22 protein-coding genes and 3 pseudogenes are annotated in these 21,858 nt (G+C 49.5%); 9 read left to right on the top strand and 16 right to left on the bottom strand.

Annotated elements, in window-relative coordinates; genetic code table 11:
- The first annotated feature begins 1 nt into the window (after position 1).
- The 8 genes and pseudogenes from PVOR_RS02855 to PVOR_RS02825 all read left to right on the top strand — a co-directional run bounded on the left by PVOR_RS02855 (position 2) and on the right by PVOR_RS02825 (position 5,146).
- A complete protein-coding gene (locus PVOR_RS02855; RefSeq protein WP_006207564.1) occupies positions 2-748 on the top strand; it encodes an ABC transporter permease in 747 nt (248 codons plus the stop codon).
- A 16-nt stretch (positions 749-764) separates the two neighbouring features.
- The gene (locus PVOR_RS02850) at positions 765-1,976 is read left to right on the top strand and encodes a sensor histidine kinase (protein ID WP_006207563.1); all 1,212 of its coding nucleotides are present in this window, start codon (positions 765-767) and stop codon (positions 1,974-1,976) included.
- Positions 1,945-2,521 (top strand): annotated as a pseudogene (locus PVOR_RS02845) (response regulator). The gene PVOR_RS02850 and the pseudogene PVOR_RS02845 overlap by 32 nt, the downstream one beginning before the upstream one ends.
- A 173-nt stretch (positions 2,522-2,694) precedes the next feature.
- Positions 2,695-3,063, top strand: coding sequence for a GntR family transcriptional regulator (locus PVOR_RS02840; protein ID WP_006207562.1), 369 nt, complete (start codon positions 2,695-2,697; stop codon positions 3,061-3,063).
- A gap of 5 nt (positions 3,064-3,068) precedes the next feature.
- Positions 3,069-3,527 carry an ATP-binding cassette domain-containing protein gene (locus PVOR_RS31270; RefSeq protein ID WP_006207561.1) on the top strand — a complete coding sequence of 153 codons (459 nt, stop codon included), beginning with the start codon at positions 3,069-3,071 and terminating at the stop codon, positions 3,525-3,527.
- Positions 3,527-3,949 (top strand): hypothetical protein, encoded by a 423-nt coding sequence (locus PVOR_RS31265; RefSeq protein ID WP_234972752.1) that lies wholly within the window; start codon positions 3,527-3,529, stop codon positions 3,947-3,949. Before PVOR_RS31270 ends, PVOR_RS31265 begins: the two co-directional genes overlap by 1 nt.
- The gene (locus tag PVOR_RS02830; protein WP_006207559.1) at positions 3,942-4,631 is read left to right on the top strand and encodes a hypothetical protein; all 690 of its coding nucleotides are present in this window, start codon (positions 3,942-3,944) and stop codon (positions 4,629-4,631) included. The genes PVOR_RS31265 and PVOR_RS02830 overlap by 8 nt, the downstream gene beginning before the upstream one ends.
- Positions 4,632-4,693: 62 nt before the next feature.
- Positions 4,694-5,146 carry a hypothetical protein gene (locus PVOR_RS02825; protein ID WP_006207558.1) on the top strand — a complete coding sequence of 151 codons (453 nt, stop codon included), beginning with the start codon at positions 4,694-4,696 and terminating at the stop codon, positions 5,144-5,146.
- 76 nt (positions 5,147-5,222) lie between these two features.
- Here PVOR_RS02825 and PVOR_RS02820 read toward each other — a convergent pair.
- From PVOR_RS02820 to PVOR_RS02750, 16 genes and pseudogenes are all read right to left on the bottom strand, one after another.
- A pseudogene (locus PVOR_RS02820) lies at positions 5,223-6,261 on the bottom strand (serine hydrolase domain-containing protein).
- A gap of 124 nt (positions 6,262-6,385) precedes the next feature.
- A complete protein-coding gene (locus PVOR_RS02815) occupies positions 6,386-6,751 on the bottom strand; it encodes a LytR/AlgR family response regulator transcription factor (protein ID WP_006207555.1) in 366 nt (121 codons plus the stop codon).
- Positions 6,752-6,769: 18 nt separating this feature from the next.
- Positions 6,770-9,865, bottom strand: a complete 3,096-nt coding sequence (locus tag PVOR_RS02810; protein ID WP_006207554.1) for a hybrid sensor histidine kinase/response regulator — start codon at positions 9,863-9,865, stop codon at positions 6,770-6,772.
- A gap of 212 nt (positions 9,866-10,077) precedes the next feature.
- Positions 10,078-11,522 (bottom strand): annotated as a pseudogene (locus PVOR_RS02805) (DHA2 family efflux MFS transporter permease subunit).
- A 74-nt stretch (positions 11,523-11,596) separates the two neighbouring features.
- Positions 11,597-12,166: a TetR/AcrR family transcriptional regulator gene (locus PVOR_RS02800; RefSeq protein ID WP_006207553.1), complete on the bottom strand. Its 570-nt coding sequence runs from the start codon at positions 12,164-12,166 to the stop codon at positions 11,597-11,599.
- Positions 12,167-12,300: 134 nt separating this feature from the next.
- Positions 12,301-13,110, bottom strand: a complete 810-nt coding sequence (locus PVOR_RS02795) for a DUF368 domain-containing protein (protein WP_006207552.1) — start codon at positions 13,108-13,110, stop codon at positions 12,301-12,303.
- A 63-nt stretch (positions 13,111-13,173) separates the two neighbouring features.
- The gene (locus PVOR_RS30280) at positions 13,174-13,353 is read right to left on the bottom strand and encodes a hypothetical protein (RefSeq protein ID WP_006207551.1); all 180 of its coding nucleotides are present in this window, start codon (positions 13,351-13,353) and stop codon (positions 13,174-13,176) included.
- Positions 13,354-13,459: 106 nt separating this feature from the next.
- Positions 13,460-14,209, bottom strand: a complete 750-nt coding sequence (locus PVOR_RS02790; RefSeq protein ID WP_006207550.1) for a DUF3891 family protein — start codon at positions 14,207-14,209, stop codon at positions 13,460-13,462.
- A 27-nt stretch (positions 14,210-14,236) separates the two neighbouring features.
- Positions 14,237-14,440 (bottom strand): DUF4177 domain-containing protein, encoded by a 204-nt coding sequence (locus PVOR_RS02785; RefSeq protein ID WP_006207549.1) that lies wholly within the window; start codon positions 14,438-14,440, stop codon positions 14,237-14,239.
- A 69-nt stretch (positions 14,441-14,509) separates the two neighbouring features.
- Positions 14,510-14,971 (bottom strand): NUDIX domain-containing protein, encoded by a 462-nt coding sequence (locus PVOR_RS02780; protein ID WP_006207548.1) that lies wholly within the window; start codon positions 14,969-14,971, stop codon positions 14,510-14,512.
- Positions 14,972-15,191: 220 nt separating this feature from the next.
- Positions 15,192-15,650 carry a hypothetical protein gene (locus tag PVOR_RS02775; RefSeq protein ID WP_006207547.1) on the bottom strand — a complete coding sequence of 153 codons (459 nt, stop codon included), beginning with the start codon at positions 15,648-15,650 and terminating at the stop codon, positions 15,192-15,194.
- Between the two features lie 65 nt (positions 15,651-15,715).
- Positions 15,716-16,369: a hypothetical protein gene (locus PVOR_RS02770; protein ID WP_006207546.1), complete on the bottom strand. Its 654-nt coding sequence runs from the start codon at positions 16,367-16,369 to the stop codon at positions 15,716-15,718.
- A 68-nt stretch (positions 16,370-16,437) separates the two neighbouring features.
- Positions 16,438-17,544 carry a VanZ family protein gene (locus tag PVOR_RS02765; protein WP_006207545.1) on the bottom strand — a complete coding sequence of 369 codons (1,107 nt, stop codon included), beginning with the start codon at positions 17,542-17,544 and terminating at the stop codon, positions 16,438-16,440.
- A gap of 203 nt (positions 17,545-17,747) precedes the next feature.
- Complete coding sequence (locus PVOR_RS02760) at positions 17,748-18,149, bottom strand: hypothetical protein (RefSeq protein WP_006207544.1); 402 nt, start codon at positions 18,147-18,149, stop codon at positions 17,748-17,750.
- A 102-nt stretch (positions 18,150-18,251) separates the two neighbouring features.
- A complete protein-coding gene (locus PVOR_RS02755; protein ID WP_006207543.1) occupies positions 18,252-18,947 on the bottom strand; it encodes a response regulator in 696 nt (231 codons plus the stop codon).
- Entirely contained in the window at positions 18,925-20,535 is a 1,611-nt protein-coding gene (locus PVOR_RS02750) for an ATP-binding protein (protein ID WP_006207542.1), read from the bottom strand. Before PVOR_RS02750 ends, PVOR_RS02755 begins: the two co-directional genes overlap by 23 nt.
- Before the next feature lie 256 nt (positions 20,536-20,791).
- On the opposite strand from PVOR_RS02750, the gene PVOR_RS02745 reads away from it, so the two are divergent.
- Entirely contained in the window at positions 20,792-21,799 is a 1,008-nt protein-coding gene (locus PVOR_RS02745; RefSeq protein WP_006207541.1) for a Bug family tripartite tricarboxylate transporter substrate binding protein, read from the top strand.
- Positions 21,800-21,858: the final 59 nt, after the last annotated feature.

Raw genomic sequence — 21,858 nt, 5'->3', positions numbered from 1 at the left:
CATGACAACCTGGAAACTGATTACCCTGCAGTGCCGAATGGAGCTGCTGCGCATGGTACGTAATCCGTATTATATTTTCTGGTCGCTTGCGATGCCCATACTGTTCTATTTCATCTTCACCCGGGTGGTCAATACGGGAGCGGACGACGCCGGACAATGGCAGGCGCATTATCTCATGTCCATGGCATCCTTCAGTGTCATGGGCACCGCTATCATGTCACTCGGCATTCGCCTCGTTCAGGAGAGAGTTCAGGGCTGGGCCATCTACATGCGGGTGACGCCGCTTCCCGGCAGCGTATATTTCTTCGGTAAAATGTTTGTGCAAACCGTTATGCATCTGCTTTGCATCGTCGTAATTTTTGTTGCCGGTTACCTGATGAACGGGGTGTCCCTCTCCTTCTGGCAGTGGGTGCTCAGCGGTCTCTGGATTCTGATCGCGTCCGTTCCATTCCTAGCTATCGGCACCTTGATTGGCTCCATGAAACGCGTGGATACGGCAAGCGGCGTCAGCAACGGCATCTACTTGGGGCTTGCTATTACGGGCGGGATGTGGTTCCCGATCGATGCAATGCCTTCCATCATGCAAGCCATTGGCAAATGGATGCCGTCCTACCATTTTGGCGGCGGTGCCTGGTCAATCGTGCGCGGAGAAGCGCCGGGGCTGGATAATTTCGTTATTTTAGCAGCTTATTTGGCTGTATTTATGGTAATATCCACCTATATCCGTAAAAAACAACAAGCCGACTGAAGGATAAGGTGATGGGATGAAACGCTTCCGGTTTGAAATATTTCCGCGTCATATGGGATTCTTTCCATATATGTGGCTCATCTATATGCTAATGCCGTTCTTTAACATGTTCCAGGCGGATGCCTTAAGGCAATGGATAGGATTTCCGCTGCTGGCGTTGTTTCTTGTCACGTACCGCCAGCTTTATTTTCTGGAGGGCAAAAAGCAATTCATGTACTGGCTCGTCCTCCAGATGTCCATTATCTTCATCCTGTCTGTCTGGTATCATCCAACCTATATGTATATGGGCTTCTTCACGGCTAATTTCATCGGCTGGTATGCCGATCATCGTAAATTCACGCAGGCCATGATTCTGTTCTTCATCGTCGAGGCGATTCCGCTTGCCCTTCATGTCCGAACCATGGCCCCGATGGATTTTATGATCATGCTGCCGTTCTTCCTGATCATGCTCATATCTCCGACAGGATTCCGTTCCCTGAGCAGGCGGCAGAGGCTGGAGCAGGAGCTCGCGCAAGCAAACGAGCAGATTCGCAACCTGATTAAGGGCGAGGAGCGAATGCGCATCGCGAGAGATCTCCACGATACGCTAGGGCATACGCTGTCACTTATCACATTGAAAAGTCAGCTTGTGGAGAAACTCGTCGTAAAGGATCCCGGGAAGGCCCAGCTCGAAGCCAGGGAGATTCAGAACACCTCGCGTGCCGCGCTGCGTCAAGTCCGTGAGCTGGTATCCGATATGCGAACCGCTACCCTGCCCGAGGAACTACAGGAGGCCCGGATCATACTGGAGAGCGCAGATATCCAGCTGATCTGCACGGGCAATCCGAAGCTGGAGGGAATATCCGACCTCGCTCACAATATCCTTAGCCTCTGCTTGCGGGAGGCGGTAACCAATGTGGTCAAGCACAGTCAGGCAAGCCAGTGCCGGATCGTTATCGAATCGCTGAACAATGAATGGCGTATTATGGTGGCTGACAACGGGATCGGTCTTGCAGACAAGGAACAGGGCAGCCCCGCTTCGGACAGCAATGGCCTGAAGGGCATGGCCGAGAGGCTGGCCCTCATTGGGGGTACCGTCGAAGCGAGCTCCGAACAACAAGGCACGATATTAAACATACGCGTTCCCATTGTCATCAAGAACCGGAAGGAGGACACATCCCATGAGCATCAAAGTACTGATAGCCGAGGATCAGCGAATGCTTCGCGGCGCTCTGGCTTCTTTGCTTGACTTCGAAGACGATATTGAAGTGATTGGCCAAGCGGGCGACGGTGCTGAAGCACTATCTCTGATTGCAGTGCACAAACCCGATGTATGTCTGCTGGATATCGAAATGCCCGTGCGCAGCGGCCTTGAAGTGGCGGAGGAAGTGAAGCAGCGCGGTTATTCAAGCCGGGTGATCATTCTGACCACGTTTGCAAGACCCGGTTATTTTGAGCGGGCCGTACAGGCGGGGGTTACAGGGATATTTGCTGAAGGATGAACCCAGTGAGCGACTGGCAGAAGCCATCCGCCGGGTGATGGAGGGGCGGCGGGAGGTTTCCCCTGAGCTGGTCTTCGGGACGTTATCAAGCGCAGGTGCCAATCCGTTAACCGAACGCGAACGGGAGGTGCTGCGGCTGGCTGCAGACGGAAACAGCTCTAATGATATCGCCTCGAAGCTGCACTTGTCCTACGGGACCGTCCGCAACTACATGTCCGAAATATTAAGCAAGCTGAATGCCAAGAACCGGATTGAGGCCATCACGATGGCGGAAGAGAAGGGCTGGATATAGCGTCTTGGCTGCTTTGATAAAGTTTGTACCCTCGTCTTTATAAGACGGGGGTTTTTTGAGATTCACAGTACAAACAGGCCCATTATGGTCTGTTTTTTCTTTTTTTAGTTGACACATCCTTCCATCTGATATTATAGTATGTTACAAGACTAACATACCGACAGGGTGATATCATGAATTCGATGTTTGACGAAGGGCAGCCGATTTTTCAGCAAATTGCAGACATGATTGAAGATGACATATTAAACGGGACTTACCAAACAGATGATCAGATTATCTCGATGTCGCAGTTCGCGAGTACTTTTCAGGTCAATCCCGCCACAGCTGTAAAAGGCATTGCCCTGCTTGTCAATGAAGGAATTTTGTATAAGAAAAGGGGGCTGGGCATGTTTGTTGCAGCGGATGCCAAATCCATCATATTAACGAAACGGCAGGATCGATTCTACAACGAGCTTGTATTGAAACTGCTGGACGAAGCGGAAAAGCTTGAGCTGACCACCGAGGATGTTATTGAAATGATCAAACAGAGGAATAGGAGATGAGCAAAATGGGCGCATTACTTACATGCTCCAACCTGGGCAAGCGTTACGGGAGTACGGAGGCAGTCCGAAATTTGGAACTGCATTTAGAGGAGAATACCATCTACGGTCTCCTTGGCCCGAACGGTGCCGGAAAGACCACGCTGCTCAACATGATGACCGGCGGAGCCTTTCCCGACTATGGCAGCATCCAGATCTCGGGCGCAACGCTGAAACGGGGAGAAACCCCGAGGGGCATCTGTTATGTAAGAGAGAAAAATTTATTCTTCGGCGGAGCAAAGGTTATTGAAGTATTGCGACTTGCATCAGCCTTTCATGAGAATTGGAACTGGGACTATGCCCAGAGCCTGCTGAAGACATTCAAGCTGAACCCTGACCAAAAAATCCGTCAGCTCTCACGGGGCATGGAATCCCTGGTTGGAAATATTATCGGCCTTGCCAGCCGCGCACCCATTACGGTATTTTGATGAACCGGTGCTTGGACTGGATGTGCTTATGCGAGAAAAATTTTAATCGCGTTCTGGTTGAGGATTATGCCAATCATCCCCGGACCATCCTCCTCTCGACCCATCTGATCGATGAGATTGCTACTGTCGTTGAGAGGGTCTACATTATGGATTCCGGCTCCATTTTACTGCATGACGATGTCGATCACATCCGCGCTAACTCCCATCTGTTGACAGGGAATCAGGAGCAAATGGAGCAATTTACGAAGAAGCGGCATGTGATCTATAAAGAATCTTATGGCAAGGGCTCCATAACGGCTATATACGGGACTATCCATGAGGCTGACCGCATGCAAGCCAACAAACTCGGGATTGTCATTGACGGCTTGCCGCTGCAAAAGTTTTTCTCCTATTTAATAGAAGGAGGTCAGATCATTGAATAAGTCCACTGTGCTCATGAGAGCTTCATTTCTGCAGCTTCGACCTTATCTCTGGTCGATTCTTGGCACTATTGCCATTAGTATTCTTGCAAATGTTATCGTAAGCCTGTCTCTTGGAGATAATGGTGAGAATACGCAAGTGTCGGCGGCCAATCTTCTCACCGTGTTCCTGTTATTCATAGGCAGTGTGCTGCCAGCAGGCTTATTCAGACGGGTGATGAATTTAGGAGCTACACGAAAAGAATATTATGCTGGCATGCTCCTTGTTTACGCCTTATGGTCTGCCATCTTTGCCATGCTTAATATCATCTGGCTTCAAATCGAAATCGGCTTTATACGAAACTACGAAAACACCTTTAACATCCTCGAGATATTCGGGTGGAGCCAATTCGGTATCGTTGGCATGTTTGTCTATCAATTTGGCGCCTATCTGCTTCTTATTTCATTGCTGAATCTGCTGTTCTCCGGCCTCCGTCACGTTCTGGGCTGGGTAGTTTGGGTGGTGTTCATAGCAGCAATACCGATCTTTACATCCATCCCTTCCCTCCGGCATACACTGGCCGATGGCTTGCAGGCCCTTCTGTTTAACGATTCACTTCTGCAGGGATTCGGACTCACGCTGCTCATATCACTTGTTCTCCTTGCAGGTGGCTGGTGGTTTACGGCTAGACGTACTATCTCGTAGTCCCAATTCACATAACAGCGCGTATATTAGATCAGTCACTCTGGAGAGGAATGATAATTCACATGAAGAAGGATGCTGTTCCCCATGAGGTATTCCAGTCCTTTCTGTTATGGATGATTGCCATCGGTGCAGGCATATTCGAGATGACGGTAGCGGTCATCGACTATATTTCCACCCATGCAGGATCTGAAATCGGCGGTATTCTCATTCATATAGCCACACGATCCATGTTATTCGCTGCCCTTGTCTACATCATGTTCAGAATGCTTCGAGGAAAAAATTGGGCGCGCATCGCATTGGCCCTGCTATTAGGCGGGATTGGCCTCCTCTCCTTAACCATTGACCCCATCCAATGGCTTATGTCAGGAAATTCATTGTGGGAGGCCTTCGCTCATGCAGACAATATTTCTATACTGTTTGCATCCAGCCGAGTCCTTCATATCATCGCTGTTATTTCCGCCCTCGTCTTTATGTTCAAACCGGCGGCGAACCGGTACTTTAAAGCCGGGTTGTAAATCAATCCAGCCGCAGGTTCATCAAAGGACTCAACCGCATAACAGCCCCTGGCCTATTCAAAGCACGGGGCTGTTTTTATGTACTGCTGGATCCCTTCGAGAGTTCTTCCTCAATCAACCCCATCATTTCAAAGGCTCCGCCACTGCCATTGGACGTGACCACCAGGGTATGGCCTGTGGCCGGATAATAGGCAGACCGAAAATTCACACCTGGGTCGTATCCCATCACATGGTATTTGAACAGGTCCTCATCCTTCTTGGTGATCCACACGCCAAGCCCGTAATGCAAGCCACTGCCCGGATCATATTGATGCGGAATGAGCAGCTGCCTTGTCATGGATGGAGTGAGCAGTTTGTTTGCCAGCAGCGAACTCCATAACTTCATCATGTCCGGAGCTGTCACATATGCTCCTCCATCGGCATAGCCTTGGACCGGAATAGCATACTGATTCGTTCTCCACGTACCGTCCTTCTCATCGATATACCCTATAGCTGTATTCGCAGGCAGGCGGTCCAGCGAGAAATACCCCGAATCCAGCATCCCGCACGGCTGGAAAATACGTTGCTCGATATAATCCTGGAATGGCATGCCCGCATGCTGCTCAACGATCAGGCCGAGCACCACAAACCCTGCATTGTTGTTATGAATCTGAGAATCTCTCGCCCGGCTGAAATTTCATGCCCTCATTCTGGAACAATGGAAGAAAATCCGTTCCGTTCCGAAAAGTATACATCGGTACGGCCTTCCACAGATCCTCAAAGTCATCCATGACCTCTTCGTCATAATAATCCGGAATACCCGAGCTATGACTCAGCAAATGATGAACCGTAATCTCCTCGCTGAAATCTGGCAGCGGAATATCCAAGCATTCGCTCAGCTTGCTGTCCAGGGACAGCTTGCCCTCTTCTATTAGCTGACAAATGGCAATAGCGGTAAACAGCTTGCAGCCTGAGGCTATGCCAAATCTTGTGCCCACCTGATTAGGCAGACGGTCAGCCCGGTTGGAATAACCGAATGCCGCTTCCCATACGATGTTGCCGTCTTTATCGTTTAAGAGCACGGCTCCTGAAAAACGAATGCTTGCCGCAAACTCTTCAATTTTATGATTATCCACCTAACCCCATCCTTTATCATGATAGGGATATTTTAACATACTCGTTCATGAGCATCCCGGAAGAAGATAATTATAACGGAATGTTCCCATCGCCTCCCCGAATACGCTGCGAATCCAGAGGAAATCATTTATGCTTGCACGACAGCAGATTCGTGACCGTATCGCTGAACCGTTCCGGATCTACCGGCTTTAATAAATAATTCTGTGCATTCTGTTTGAATACTTCCAGAGCATAATGACCATAGGCCGTCACATAGACGATATGGACATCAGGGTCAAGCTGTGCAAGCCTTTCACCTGCCTCAAGTCCACAGAGTCCAGGCATTTCAATGTCGAGAAATACAACATCCGCCATACACAATTGCCATTGATCTATGGCATCCTGGGCCTGGGTAAAGGTTCCTGCAACCTCTAGGCGCCCATCGCGTTCGATGAGCCGCTGCATGTGCACCAATGCCGGATTCTCATCATCAATCACAATTGCTTTCATATCGTCAAATACTCCTCCTTATTCCAATCTGTTGTCGAGCTTGGTCGACAAAGGCACTTCAAAGCTGACGGACGTGCCGAATCCCAACCGGCTTTCGATCTGAAGTCCTTTACCGTATAGCGTGAGCAATCGGGCGTGTATATTTCGGAGCCCTACACCCCCTGTATGGTGCGCCCCGGAGAGCAAGGAATTGACCTTGTCCGGACTCATGCCCACACCGTTATCCGTAACGGAAATCGTTATCCGTTCCTCCCGTTCATGGATCTGAATACGAACCGTTCCCCCGGAGAGCTGCCTCGTCACCCCATGCCGCACCGCATTCTCTACGATTGGCTGTATGCTAAGCGGCGGTACCAAACGGTCTAATGGGGCATGAACATCATATTCGATGGTTAAGCGATCCTCGAAACGGGCCTGCTCCAAGAATAGATAGGATTGAACCAAGGCGGTTTCCTTCTGCAGCGTGCCAAGCTGATCCCTGTTCTGAAAATCAAAGCTTCCGCGTAAATAATGGCTAAGCTCGATGAGCAGCCGTGTCGCTTTATCCGGATCGGTATACAGCACGGCAATGATGGTATTCAGCGCATTGAACATAAAATGGGGCTTGATCTGCGCTTGAAGAAACGCCATCTCCGCCGAAATCGTCTGACGTACAGACCGGCGAAGCTCAAGCAGATTACGGACTCGGGCCCGCAGCTCATCGGCATCCACCGGCTTTCTTAAGAAATCATTCGCCCCGGCCTGCAGTCCGGTACGGACGTCCTCCGGCAAACTTCGTGCGGTCAGCATCAGAATGGGCAGCTCAAAGAGTGTGTGCTGCTCCCGAACCGTTCTGCATAATTGCAGTCCGGACATCCCCGGCATCATCCAATCCGTAATCACCAGATCAATCCCTTGCCCTGAACGGATATGCTCCAGCGCCTGGACTCCATTGCTTGCTGTGAGTAGATTATAATTCTCCGCAAAGAGCAGACTCCGAAGCACCTGCAGATTCACAGGATCGTCGTCAACCAGCAGTACGGTGGGACCCTTCGGGTACGTTCTGGAGCCACTCGGATCGCTCACATGCTCCGCTGCTACCGCAACAGAAGCTGTCGCGGATTGCGCAGTGCCAATCCATGAAGTCTGGGGCGGAATTAGTGTAGATGGTAGCGTAAAGTGAAAGACCGAACCAACACCCGGCTCAGACTCTGCCCAGATCTCCCCGCCCCCCAGTTCCACCAGCTTTTTCGTAATGCTCAGCCCGATGCCTGTGCCGCTGTATTCCCGATCGGAGGCATATCCAATTTGATCATAGGATTTGAAGATGTCCACGAGACGCTCCTCTGAGATGCCAATCCCCGTATCGCTGACCGATATTCTTACATGCCCATGGATTATATCTGCAGTCACTCGCACCGTCCCTGACTCTGTGAATTTCACAGCATTGCCGAGCAGATTGTACAGAATCTGTCTTAATCGATCTTCATCGGTGTCAAGCCAAGGCAAATTCTCCGGCCACTGCTGCTCCAGGCTAAGCGGCTTGCCCGCCGACAGATGTGTAACCACCTCAAGCACGGATTGTGTCACGGCTTTCAGATCAACGGGCTGCCGATGCAGCACAATCTCCCCATTTTTCAGCTTACTAAAATCCAGTATGTCGTTAACCAGCGTGGATAAACGGTTACCGGTTGACACTATCATGGACAGTTCCTTGGACTGCTTAGCGCTTAACGCACCCGAGGCCCCATCCAGCAGCGACTGGGCAATATTCACAATGCCATGCAGAGGAGTCCGAAGCTCATGGGATGTATTCGCCATAAATTCGTCCTTCAAGCCATCCAATGTCAGCAATCTCCGGGAGAGCTGATCCACCTCAGTAAATGTTGTGGAGAACCGCTGGGCGAGCAGCAGCGCCTGTGTTACTACAAACAGCAGCATCTCCAGCGGCACGATGATCAAGTTGCTGTATATCCCCATCAAGTTGAGCACATGAACGGTAATCACAACCATGATGCTCAGGATGCCTATCAGCATAAAGCCGGTGTCTTCCGAGCGCCGCCAGATCCCCCGTCCCATCACCGTAGTGATATAGAGAATGATAAATACGGAGAATAGGTAAATGACCGGTTCCAATTCCGAGAAAACAACCGTCGGCAGAATGAGACCGCTCCCTACTGCAATCAGTGTTGCCGCGTTGCTCAGATAAAGTGCCCACCGGTGAACAAGACCTTGAACGGTCTCGGCAATATAGCGCAGCAAGAAATAATAGACGAATGCAGAGAAAATCATCTGAATCCGAATGAACCACTCATACGGAAGATCCGGCCATACAGCAGATAGCAGCTTCTCGCCGTGTGTCGCCACATAAACCATAGCAGACAGGCAGAATAACCCCAGGTACTGAAGCGACTTCTCATTTCGCTGCATGCGATACAGTAACAGAAAGTACATAGCCGGAATCAGAAATCCCGCCAATGTCATCAGGTCTACAAAAGCCGTGGTTTCCCGGCTCTTCATCACCGCCTGCTTGTCGCCAAATACAAGCGGAGAATAAATTCCGCCTGAGGAATAGATGAAATTCGATACCTGCACAAGGATCTCAACTTCACTGCCGTCTACTTGGGCGTATCCAACGTATGGGATATTGTTGGGAACACTCCCATCGTCCGATAATCCGGGGGAACCGCTGGCCCCAACCTCCTGACCATTCATAAAAATCCGGTTAGCCGTCCGTATGTTTCCGGTATGAATGCCGTAGATGCCCTCGGCTTCCCTTAATTGAACGACCAGCCTGAACGTCCCGGCTCCTGCTGCCCCAGGCTCACCATCTTCATCTATATATTGATTCCACTTATCGGGGACAGATACGATGCTTGTAGGAGAAGGTATCTTCTCATCCGGATGCTGCTGTTCAAAGCTTTCCGGGGTTAACAGCTGCCCTCGATAAAACTCCCATTCCCCGTTGAGCTCTACGCCGCCTTGCTCTGAGAAATCCCACGCGGTTAAATCAAGTCTGCCCTGGACGGCTTCAGGACTTACATCGGGTGTCATGATAAACCGAACAATAAACCATATGGGCAGAAGTATAACCAATGCCAATCCCGCAATCATCACACGCCGCTTCTTATTCATTGTTGACCTACTTCTCTATAGAATGTTAGGATTCTACGGATGAAACACCACTTGAGATACCCAATATATCGGCATTTGGCATAAAGATTTAAGAATCCACCTTAAACTATTCTCTGCAGACATGAAAAAACCCCTCCTGCAAGCCGTGTGGAATTCATAAATTTATGAATTCTTCGATCACGGCCTGCCGTAGGGGCATATGATATAGCGGGTTATTTGACGTTCACTCGCTTAATAAAGAATGAGGCGATTAAACCGATGATGGACGCTACAAATGCAAGCATAAAGGCATTCTGCACACCGGAGGTTAGCGCTTCTGCCATAGGATTGGTAGTCCCTGCTGATGGCACGTAACTCGCCTGGCCGGCTACCATAATACTGACAGCCACTGCGGTTCCGATGGCACCTGCTATTTGCTGAAGCGTGTTCATCACAGCAGATCCATCCGGGTAATAGGCTCTTGGCAATTGATTCAAGCCGTTGGTTTGCGCCGGCATCATGATCATCGCTACACCGATAAAGATACAGGTGTGCATGATAATAATGGTGGTCTGCGGTGTTTCCGTTGTGACATTCGTAAATAGATACGACAGAATCGTTGTGATAATAAATCCGGGAATGACCAGAAATTTTGGACCGAATTTATCAAATAAACGCCCTGTAACAGGAGACATCAAACCGTTGATGATGCCGCCAGGCAGCAGCACGAGCCCAGCCGCGAACGCAGTTAACAGCAGCCCTCCCTTTAAATACATAGGCAGCAGAATTGAAGTAGACAGAATGAGCATCATGCAGAGAAATACCATCAGCACGCCGATGGAGAACATCGGGAATTTGAACACCCGCAGGTTCAGCATAGGCTGCTTCATGCGAAGCTGACGGACAGCAAACAGAACGAGCGCAATCGCTCCAATAGCAATAGGAATGAACACGCCTGGCTCTCCCCATGACCCCGCGCCTTCACCTGCACTGCTAAAGCCAAAGACGATGCCTCCAAAACCTATGCTGGATAGAATAATGGACAAGATATCGATTTTGGGCTTGGTGATCGTTGACACATTCTGCATGTACACCAGACCAAAAACAAAAGTGAGCGCAAGCAGCGGCAAAGAAATCCAAGAAGATGGATTGCCAAACCGAGACGATCAACGATGAACCCTGATAATGTGGGTCCGACAGCTGGTGCAAACATAATCACCAAACCCATCAGTCCCATAACCGATCCGCGTTTATGCGGCGGAAAAATAACGAGAATCACGTTTGTCATTAATGGCAACAGCAATCCGGTCCCGATGGCTTGAATCACTCGGGCTACGAGCAGAAGCTCAAAGTTCGGAGACAGGGCGGCAACGATGGTACCTATGATCGAGAAGATAAGCGAGGCATTAAATAATTGCCTTGTTGTAAACCATTGAAGCAATAGGGCGGAGACTGGAACCAGAATACCCAGAACGAGCAGATACCCTGTGGTCAACCATTGTACCGCGTGTGCATCAATTTGAAAATCCGTCATGATATTGGTGAATGCCATATTTAATGCAGTTTCACTGAATAACCCAATGAAAGCTCCAATCATCAGCGATACCGCAATAGGTATAGGCCTGATCTTGGTTTGTTCGATAGATGTTGCTGCAAGACCTTGTTTACTCAACCCCATACTCCTCTCAAACTCTAAATTAGCGTTAGACCAGTCTATATAATATGGACATTGAAATGGAATGTTTTATTTATTTATTTTTTAAGTAAAATAGGAATGTATTCTGCTATAAGCTGCAGTGGTTCGCCGTTTTTGTTAGTCAGCGATCGCGTGATGGCTCCCTCAATCATGCTATTAATCACAATGCCCAGCTTCTGTGCGGATGCGGGATCATAGCCTGCCTCGATCAGCCTTTTGGCATATAAAAGCTCCCAGCCTTCGAAGGCTGCTTGACAAGCTTTCCGTAACGGCTCGCTGATCAATGAAGTCTCGGCGGCCATTAATCCGATGGGGACACCATCCAGCTCATCGGTATTGTTGAATTGTTCCGCTATGTGTCTGATATGCTCCTGAAATGCCGTCATTACATCCACATCATAGCGAAGATAAGTCTTGATATCATTCTCGATATATATCGCCATAGCTTGAACAGCTTCTATAGCCAACTGCTCTTTTCCCTCGGGAAAATGATAATAAAGCGATCCCTTAGGGGCTCCGCTCTCTTTAAGAATCTGATTCAAACCCGTGCCATGATACCCCTGCAGATGGAACAGGCGCGTGGCTGCGGCAAGTATGCTCTCTCTGGAAACATTCTTAGTACTCAAGAAATACACCCTCTACCCATTATATAGTGACTGGTCTAGATAATGCGACGATTCATTTATTGTATAAAATGTAATGCAGCAAGTAAAGACATAAAAACAGGGATCCCCTGGCCCCCTGTTTTTATAATCTTCCCTTATTCTTTTCTACCCATCAATACAGCCAGCAGAAGTCCAATCAGCATGGTTCCGATACTGGCAGCCATCATGCCAGACCCCGACGGAATGCCGGGAAACACAACAGCAATGGAACCCAGAATGAGACCGGTAATGACGGAATACGTCAAGCTCGGGTACTGATCCAGCAGATAACGAATGAGTCGGCTGCTGACCACAAAACCGATCACGGCTCCTGCTCCGATTACAGCAATAATACCAAAATTCAGTGAAGATAGGGCTGCAATCGCCGTAGAGTAAGCCCCCAGAAGCAGAAGTACAAACGATCCGCTGATCCCCGGAAGCAGCATCGCCATACTGGCCAGCCAGCCCGATAAGAAGAGGCCGATGCCGCTGGCCCAGGTCAATGTCGTTATCGGATCTGATGTGGCATCCGTTCTAAGAAAAGCCGTTGAGGCCAGCAAGCCGGCTGCCACTATCAGCACAACCACATGCACGGTTTTGAACTTGGTTCGAGCCTCCGCTTTACGCAGAATCAAAGGCAGAACCCCCAGAATCAACCCTGTGAAGAAAAACTGGGTGGGCTCATAATAGCTTGTCAGCAAATACTCAATCAAGCGGCTTAATGCCAATAAAGCAGAACCGATCCCGATACCAAGCGGAATCAGAAAGCCCAGATGTTTCTTCCATTCCCTGCTGAAGAATCCACTGATAGCCTCCAACAAACGGTCATAGATGCCCAGCACAACGGCAATCGTGCCGCCGCTAATGCCCGGAATCAGGTCACTGACTCCCATCAGCACGCCCCGATACAGGTTCTTCCATTCCATAATGGCAATAATCCTCCCGCCTTACATAGTGAATCTAAACGTGATGGCCCAGCGAAGGAAGTCTTATTTGTTCTTAGCATGCAATACTAAATTGCCTACTCCGCCAATCGCAAACAGCAATGAAACGACTCCAAATCCCCATTGCCAAGAGCTTCGATCTGTAATAAAAACAACCACCAGGAACGCTATCGCAGCCAAAAAATTGAGCAGCGCAACGATCAAAAATTCCTTTTTCTTCATCATTCATCCTCTACATTCCTACAGAATCAAATCTGTCCAGTCTACTAGCCACTGAGGTGATCATATCATATTTTGGACTAGACTATGAAGTATGATGGGTTCCTTAAGCTTAAGGCACAAAAGTGACCGTCTGTTCGGTCCACAATGCATCGTGGAATGCCTTAGCAATCCCTTGCTCCTCAATACTCGACTTCAGCACATGTTTCCACTTGATCGACGCCGACCATTTCCGTTCAAACAAAAACGGGCTGATTTGGATTTCATGTTCGCTGGCCCAGGTCGCCACGACTCTTTGCCCGTCGATCGACATGTTGAAGCCCTCTCTGAACCACGGATGCTCCTGATCCTTGGATGCCCCTGGCGGATTCATGTTTACATAGAGCGAGAGGTCATCGCACAATTGCAGCAGTCCAAACTGCCTGGTCACGGTATCATCGTCAGGGAATGAAAACTGATTCCGCAGCTCTTGTTGCCGAGCCTGCTCGGCACGGTAGAAATCCGCAAAAGGCGCTTCCGTCGTATTTTTCATAAAAGACGCATAATGAAGGCTGCAGAGATACCCTGCATAAGGACTCATGGCTATGGTCTCCTCAACACCCTTGCTGTACATCAACAATTTCGGCAGTGGCGGATAATCCATAAAAGTGAACGGAGTCCGGCTCTCGTCATTCCAGATCGGCATATCATCCATCAGCAGCCAGGCCCGATCATGCTCCGCTATAGCAAGCAGCACTTCCTCCAACACAGACTCATCCATAAACAGTTCTCGGCGAAATCCCCGGGCGATCTCGCCGGAGAATCGGCCATGGTCGTCCTGGGTGGTCATAACAAAAGCATCCTCTGTCTCGCGAATGATCATCCCATCTTCTCCCTTCTGTTTCGATCCTTACCCCAGATACGCTCTGCGCTTCATGACGGCAATGATGTCCCTGGACTGTCCCTGATGCACGCTGGTATCAAAGCATGAGATCAATTCCCACCCATCAATGCCGTAGCTATTCAGTAAATCCTCGAATTCTTCCTCATTTACCTTGCCCCCGAGGAACCCCCCGGTTTTATATTTCAGCGTTTTGTATTCCCATTGATCCATGGATTGTTTCCTCCATCATCCCATTGAATTTTGACGGCCATTCAAGCCGGTATATCCGGAAGCTCGGAATCAGTTCGTGTCGCCAACATAGCAAACCGCCGAGTGCTCGGCCTGATCCATGAGCGGCTTCACCAGTGAATGCGGGTATATTCGAATCTCGTTCAATGCGGACAGATCGATCCATTCCACGCCTACTTGGTATTCATCCGGATTATGGCCCTGGAAGGTGTCACCGACATCCGCCAGACAACATTCAAAATAAAACTCCACTTGATGCACGTCCGAATCCCATTCGGCAAACTCGTGATTAGATCCTATGTATTCACGGACATGCAGTAAATCCAACACCTCCACTTTACGCCCGATTTCCTCCTGACACTCCCTGATTACCGCTTGTACCAAGGTTTCGCCTTTCTCCTGCCCGCCGCCGGGGAACAAGTAGAACTCCCCCAGTTGGTCCACGTTTTTTGTCAGCAGAATTTGATCATTGCGCATAATTACGGCCTTGGCCGAGTTCCGAATCGGTTTCATAGGCAGTCTCCTTATCGTAACGTTTCATGTTCTATATTCTATTGTAGCAAAAATAACCCCACTGTCGCCCCCATACACCTAATTATGCATATACTTCCTTTACACAAAACAAACGAAAAAAGCCGGCATCCTTGAAGGTTTCTGCAAGAATTCCGGCTTCTTTTGCGGCTGGGGAAATGGGTCTTAGCCTGGCTATATGGCTATCCATACGATCCATAAACTAGTGCCTATATGAGCCATCCTTCATCTTCTTGCGCACAACAACCGCCACGCAAACAACAATCAGCAGGATCAGTCCCGCAATAATCCAATCCTTGATGACTTGCCAAGGCGTATGGGCTCCTCCGCCATACTCACCCTCATACTGAGCTAACAAATAACCTTCCGTTGTCTCTACAGCAATAGCTGTTTCGGTGGCGATTCCCTTAACGGCATAGTATTGGGTTCCCTTAGGGTAGGCATTGGAGAAATTACCGCTATAAGTCCCTTCCCTGTCCGAATAGTAGGTGACCTTTCCCACCACGTCTCCAAGTGTGGATGCTTCCACGCGATCTTCCGACATGACGTAGATCTTCCCGTCGTTTACGACAAACGAATATGCCCATGAAGCAGCCGCGGTTGAAGAACACACCGGCAGTAATAACAGCGATATCAGCCATATTTTCACATACCAATTCATGTGACGAAGTCCCACCACGGTTCACCTCAGGCATCAGGATGATGTTTCTCTTCAGAATGGGATAGTTATTCTATCACCTTGCTTCTGCCATCGACGGTAAGCTCGATGCCCGGCTCCCTTGCTCCGCCCGACATACTCATGGGAGAGTCTGGCTGCACCACGGAACCCTCAAAGGTCTCGCTTACTTTTGTTTTGTCCCGCGGCCGAACGGCAACAACCTTACGCTCGAATTCCACCATCTTGCCTCCTATTTCTAAATTTAACGGACGCACCGCAACCTGCGACTCGTTGCCATAGCTGTAGATATGGATCTGGCAGTCCGCCAGAATAGTTTCGTTCTTCGTACGATAATCGCAATTGCTGCCCTTTTTGGAGTAAGAAACGGAGGAGATTCCACTTGCATTGTATTTCACAAGGTACATAACATGCTCGGATACTAATGGAAAAAGGACGATCCAAGCAACACAGCCGATCAGCACCCGGCCCATAATCTTCGGATAACGGGGACGATACATTCGGCTTACCCACGGAATTCCGACCATCAACAAGATAAGTCCTGCAATGACAGGTAAATGAAAACCATAAACGCCTTGCTGAGTCCAGGGAGGTATCCCTGCCCAGCGAAACAAATCATCCCCGAATGAATAGCCCAGATGGTGATTAGATATAAACAGCAAACCAACAATAATTGCGGAAATGGAGAGGATTCTACTCTTCAACTGCTTCTCCTCCTCGCCTGATTCATTTACCACATTATAGCAAACAGGAGCTTGGGTGGTAACCCATATTAACCAGCCTTATTTATGGAGTGGTTGTCTACAATCGCAAGCCTCGTTCCACTCTTGGCTTCATGCAGCAGCTTGCGGTCGCGGTAAATCAGACATAACAGCACATGAAGAAACACAGCCCCATCAAGCAGCACTACCCCTATCACATACATGACCAGTAGGATTTGGGAGCCCACCGTATTGACGGTAATCAGCAAGACATGAAATCCGCCCCACACCACATACAGCAGCCCATTGCGAATCATTACTTCCTTCAGCTTCAGATGCTCACCCGCCCCGCGGATTTGAACCCGTACGATCCAGGTACCCAGAGTCTGCCCCTGCATCATGTACGGCAGCACGATATAATATGCAATCACCACTATAAAATAGGCGCCTTTCAAGTTCAGTACGGTCAACACGCCGATAAGCGGCAGCACGATCGCTCCGTCCATGCAAAAAGCGATGGTCCGGCGCGTATAACTGACCCGCTTCTGCGAAAGATCCACCTTCTCGTCCAGACGATCCAGGCGAGGCAGGTGGTTTTTCATCCAACCGGCAAGCATGAATCCGACCATCCCCCCCATCGTATTCAGCAGCAGATCGTCCACATCAAACAAGCGGTAAGGATAATCATAGAAACCGTAAATGCCCGTCACCTGGGTAACTTCGAAGAACAGCGATAAGCCAACCGAGGCCACAAGACACGTAATCCAGGTCGTCCGCACGTAATAACGCAGGAACATACCGAACGGAACCACGAGAAACACGTTAAAGACAACCTGCAAGAAGGCTCTTTCCTTAAACAACAGCATGTAAGTGGACGGCTCGCGCCACACCACCTTGGTTTCCTTCAATATATCCTGTATGAAATTCAGCGGAATCCACTGCATGACCGAGACAACATTCATCGGGGCATTGTGCCGCGAGGCTGGTAAAGGAAGCAACACCAGATAGACCGCGTTCATCATGTAGAGCAAGAACAAATACAACAGAAATCCCCGGAATTTATTAAAATACCCATACTTGCGATACTGCACGATCAAAAAGGGAACTGCGCACAGCAAAGCCGCTATGGGAAAGGTTAAAAATGCATACGATATCGGAAACAGATAGGCTTCGAGCATTTTTTTCTTCACTCCCTTTGTGATGTTCTGCTTATAATGTACAGGACCAAGTTTAAATACCAGAGTTCCTTGGTTTAAAAAGCGTTTAAAAAAACAAAAACCTCATCATCATCTGCCTCTCAATTCCTTGGCCATATTCCAATGGCAAATAACCCACACCAATAGTGTGGGCAGGATCACCATAAGCAAGACGCTAAATTAAATCAATGTTTGCTTTTCCCGAAGCGGATTCGCTTGGGAAGCCCCAGCGTAAACTGCTCGCTGCATCCGTTCCAGCCGATCTTTATCGTTAGATCCTTATTCGGATTCATCATATCCAGCAGCTGTTCGTAATCCATATTCCCCTTGGTTTCCTTCATTCTGGCCTCATCGGTCCCCATGACGATTTCACCTTCCACGAAGCGGTCCGTCATATCCTCAAGCCGATAATCCACTTTGCCATAATTCAGGGGTTCTTCCCCGAGATACTGAAGTTTCAGCTTCCCGCCAAGCTCATCCTGAAAGATCGTATGCTGTGCGTTAACCTTATCCTGATGGGTAACGACATAGGTCGCTTTCCACGCTTCACCCTTACCTGCAAACGTCATGGCTTTATTGCGCTTCATGCAGACATCCTTCCTATTCACATAGAATAACCGGGTATCCTAAAATGGCTTATATGAGTTTATAACGATCATAAGAGCAGAATGGTTTTTCATATTTTCACATCATCCATTCTCTGCCCTCCGATACACCCGTTCCGGCCTGCCTACCGTGCCATATGAAATATCGGCCACCAGCACGCCTTTCTCCACGAAATATTCCAGGTATCTTCTGGCCGTTGTACGGCTGAAGCCGCCTCGCTTGCCAAGCTCCTCTGCTGTCCACACATCTTCCGACTCCTCGATATAGGACAGAATTTTCTCACTCGTCAGTTTATCGATGCCTTTTGGAAAATACGTCTCCCGATCCAACCGTTCTCCTGCACGCCATAACAGCTGGTCGATGCCCTGCTGATCGATCTGCTTGTTCGCGCCGCCGAGCTGCCTCATATGCTCGTAATATTTCCGGTAGGCTTTCAGCTTCTCCTGAAAACGGTCGAATACGACCGGCTTGATCATAAAATCGTAGACTCCGCCGCGAATCGCCTCTCGCACTGTATCGAATTCCTTGGCTGCCGTTATGATAATGACGTCCGTATGCGGATACCCCCGCTGAATATGCTGCAGCAAATCCAGACCCGACATGTCAGGAAAATATAAATCCAACAAAACCAGATCCGGCGCCAATATGTCCAGCTGTTCATGCGCCTGGGCCCGATCCGTTGCGATGCCAACGACCTCGAAGCCCTCCACCTTCTCTACGAACCGTTGGTTAATGCTGGCAATGCGCACATCATCCTCAATGATTGCGACCCGAATCATGGACATCCCCCCTTGTTTTTGGAATTATAACCGTGAATACCGCGCCGCCCGCAGGCACATTGTGATAAGCAATCGTGCCGTGCAGCTGCTGTACGGTACCGTTTACGATAGACAGACCAAAGCCTCGGTTGCTCTCACCCTTGGTGGAATACCCCAGATCGAACAGACGCTCCGTGCTCTCCCCGGTAACTCCGGTGCCACCATCGGAAACTTCAATACTCAATTCGTCACCCTTGTCGTGTAATCTGAGCTTGACCCATCTGTTATCGGGATGTGAGGCCAAAGCCGCTTCCATGGCATTATCGATCAGATTACCGATGATGGTAACCAACTGATTACGGCTGATATGACTTGGGATATCCTTGAAGGAACTGCTCCGGTCGATTTCGACCTTTACCTTCAGCTCGCTTCCGCGATTAAATTTCCCAATCAGAATGCCGCCGATAATCGGGTCCGGTATTTCCTGCAGCAGGAATTGAATCAGATTCTGATGCACATCCGTCTCATGCGTAATCAGATCCATAGCCTCCTGATACGATTCCAGCTGGATCAGGCCGTAGATCGTATACAGCTTGTTGGAATATTCATGCGTCTGCGCGCGCAGCGCTTCCGTATACCTCTTTACCTGCGTAAGTTCTTCGGTCAGGCGCAGCAGCTCGGATTTGTTGCGAAAACTCGATACTGCCCCTACAATCCGATGCTCATGGTCATAGATAGGCAGTCGATTCACCACAACCGCGTGATCATTAATCACCATCTCCTGATCCTTCTCCGCTTCCCCGGTTTGCATAACCTCCAGCAGTCTGGTGCCCGGGATTACATCCTGTATATACTGTCCGGCGACCAGCTTGCGCTCCTCCGGATCCATCATCATCATCGCGGTATGGTTGGCCAGGGTTACGATACCCTCGCGGTTAACGGCGATAATGCCTTCATGAATCGTTTCCAGAATGGCCCGTTTCTCTTGGTATAATAATCCGATTTCCTTCGGCTCCAGGCCGTGAATCGATCTCTTGACGCTGGACGAGATCCATATGGCACCACCGCAGCCCAGAATAAGGGCAAGACTCGCTAATAACAGAACACGATTACGATACGATTGTGCTGATATCTCAATATCTTTCATCAGAATGCCGACCGATACGATACCGATAATCTCGTTCTTATCATTATAGATCGGCGTTTTGCCCCGAAGCGAGGGGCCCATGGAACCGATGGCCTTCGAGATGATGCTCATGCCCTGCAGTACAGGCCCATTATCTCCACCGACCATTTCCTTGCCAATTCGATCGGTAAGGGGATGCGCATACCGGATGCCGTCCCGGTTACCGATAACGATATACTCCGCGTCCGTTTCCAGCCGAATTTCCTCCACAACGGGCTGAATAATGGCAGAGGGATTCTCTTCCTCGAATGCATCCTGAATGACGTCCATTTCGGCAACGGCCTTTGCAAGTTTCAATGCCGATGCGCCGATGCTCTTCTCCAGCGTGTTGACCAGCAGCCGTTCAAAGCTGAAGGTCAAAGCAACAATTACGGCAAACAGCAGCGTGCCAATCAGCAGAATCAGCCTCGTCTGTAAACGCATTCAATCTCCCCCGTATGCTTGTCGATATACTCTAGATTCTGATTTTCTTATTGTATTCTAGATCACACCTCTAACATAGCCCCTGACAAAAATTGGCCGTAAATTTTATGAACAAAATTAGCGAAATGAAGCTTTTTCAACTTATGGCGCAATTCTATTCAAGCCTTACGCAGGATGATAGTATTAAAACACCCATTGCAGTAAGCGCTTACAGTCTAAGCGCACTCTTGGCTAAGAACAAAGGAGGAACTTATCCATGCGTAAACAAAATGGCTTAAAAATCATAGCGGCCGCGCTTGTCCTTGCGATGAGCCTGACAGCCTGCAGCACTACCGGAAGCAGCACCGGCGATTACCCGACAAAACCCATTATTGTGACGGCCCCATCAGGTGCCGGCGGTGGCTGGGATAAAACCGCACGCTCCCTCGCCAAGGTATTAACGGAAACGAAGCTCATTGACCAGACCATGACCGTCGAGAATAAGCCCGGCGGCGGCGGTACCGTATTCCTGGCGGAGTTTGTGGCAAAAGACAACGAAGATCCTTACAAACTGTTTGTCAGCTCCCCGCCGATTCTCATCAACAATCTGAAAAAGGAAGGAAACAGCCCATTTGGTTACAAGGACGTGACCCCTCTCGCCCAGATGACCAAAGACTTTGGAGCGATTGCCGTACCGGCCAACTCCAAATTCACTGACCTGCAAGCGTTAATCGACGCCATCAAGGCCGATCCCACCTCCGTTACACTTGCGGGCGGTTCCGCACCAGGCTCCATGGACCATTTGATCAGCGTTCTGCCTGCATTTAAATCCGGTGTGGATCCAAGAACCGTGAAATACCTGTCCTATGATGGAGGAGGCGAAGCCATCGCCGCACTCCTGGGCAACAATGCGGACGCCATCGGCACGGACATCTCTTCGCTAGGCAGCTATCTAAAAGCCGGTAAAATCAAAATCCTGGCCGTCACCTCCAGCGAGCGCCTCGGCGGCGACTTCAAAGACGTGCCTACGCTGAAGGAGCTGGGCCTTGACGCTGAATTCACGATTTGGCGCGGTGTATTCGGTCCGAAAGGACTGTCGGAGGAGCAGCTTGCCTTCTGGGACAAAACGCTGAAGGACCTCTCCGAGAATGAAGTGTGGCAAAAAGAGCTGGTTGCCAACGACTGGGCAAGTGAATACCGCAATGCTGCGGACTTCAAGGCATTCCTTGAAGAGCAGGAAAAAGATGTCCAGGAGCTGCTCACAGCGCTTGGCATGCAGAAGTAATACAGGGGGAATGAGGGAGCGAAGGTTCCCTCTCCCTTTTCATCCTTGAGGAGGTGTCA

It is taken from the genome of Paenibacillus vortex V453, assembly GCF_000193415.1.
Classification (GTDB): Bacteria; Bacillota; Bacilli; order Paenibacillales; family Paenibacillaceae; genus Paenibacillus_AQ; species Paenibacillus_AQ glucanolyticus.
This window is presented reverse-complemented; position numbering and strand designations above follow the sequence as displayed.

Excerpts from the sequence above, each read along its gene's own strand:
- PVOR_RS02765 (WP_006207545.1), bottom strand. The coding sequence starts at position 17,544 with ATGCTCGAAGCCTATCTGTTTCCGATATCGTATGCATTTTTAACCTTT.
- PVOR_RS02840 (WP_006207562.1), top strand. The coding sequence starts at position 2,695 with ATGAATTCGATGTTTGACGAAGGGCAGCCGATTTTTCAGCAAATTGCA.
- PVOR_RS02795 (WP_006207552.1), bottom strand. The coding sequence starts at position 13,110 with ATGGAATGGAAGAACCTGTATCGGGGCGTGCTGATGGGAGTCAGTGAC.
- PVOR_RS02755 (WP_006207543.1), bottom strand. The coding sequence starts at position 18,947 with ATGATTCGGGTCGCAATCATTGAGGATGATGTGCGCATTGCCAGCATT.
- PVOR_RS02825 (WP_006207558.1), top strand. The coding sequence starts at position 4,694 with ATGAAGAAGGATGCTGTTCCCCATGAGGTATTCCAGTCCTTTCTGTTA.
- PVOR_RS02855 (WP_006207564.1), top strand. The coding sequence starts at position 2 with ATGACAACCTGGAAACTGATTACCCTGCAGTGCCGAATGGAGCTGCTG.
- PVOR_RS02775 (WP_006207547.1), bottom strand. The coding sequence starts at position 15,650 with ATGAATTGGTATGTGAAAATATGGCTGATATCGCTGTTATTACTGCCG.
- PVOR_RS02785 (WP_006207549.1), bottom strand. The coding sequence starts at position 14,440 with ATGGATCAATGGGAATACAAAACGCTGAAATATAAAACCGGGGGGTTC.
- PVOR_RS31265 (WP_234972752.1), top strand. The coding sequence starts at position 3,527 with ATGAACCGGTGCTTGGACTGGATGTGCTTATGCGAGAAAAATTTTAAT.
- PVOR_RS02810 (WP_006207554.1), bottom strand. The coding sequence starts at position 9,865 with ATGAATAAGAAGCGGCGTGTGATGATTGCGGGATTGGCATTGGTTATA.
- PVOR_RS31270 (WP_006207561.1), top strand. The coding sequence starts at position 3,069 with ATGGGCGCATTACTTACATGCTCCAACCTGGGCAAGCGTTACGGGAGT.
- PVOR_RS02815 (WP_006207555.1), bottom strand. The coding sequence starts at position 6,751 with ATGAAAGCAATTGTGATTGATGATGAGAATCCGGCATTGGTGCACATG.
- PVOR_RS02790 (WP_006207550.1), bottom strand. The coding sequence starts at position 14,209 with ATGATCATTCGCGAGACAGAGGATGCTTTTGTTATGACCACCCAGGAC.
- PVOR_RS30280 (WP_006207551.1), bottom strand. The coding sequence starts at position 13,353 with ATGATGAAGAAAAAGGAATTTTTGATCGTTGCGCTGCTCAATTTTTTG.
- PVOR_RS02750 (WP_006207542.1), bottom strand. The coding sequence starts at position 20,535 with ATGCGTTTACAGACGAGGCTGATTCTGCTGATTGGCACGCTGCTGTTT.
- PVOR_RS02850 (WP_006207563.1), top strand. The coding sequence starts at position 765 with ATGAAACGCTTCCGGTTTGAAATATTTCCGCGTCATATGGGATTCTTT.
- PVOR_RS02745 (WP_006207541.1), top strand. The coding sequence starts at position 20,792 with ATGCGTAAACAAAATGGCTTAAAAATCATAGCGGCCGCGCTTGTCCTT.
- PVOR_RS02760 (WP_006207544.1), bottom strand. The coding sequence starts at position 18,149 with ATGAAGCGCAATAAAGCCATGACGTTTGCAGGTAAGGGTGAAGCGTGG.
- PVOR_RS02780 (WP_006207548.1), bottom strand. The coding sequence starts at position 14,971 with ATGAAACCGATTCGGAACTCGGCCAAGGCCGTAATTATGCGCAATGAT.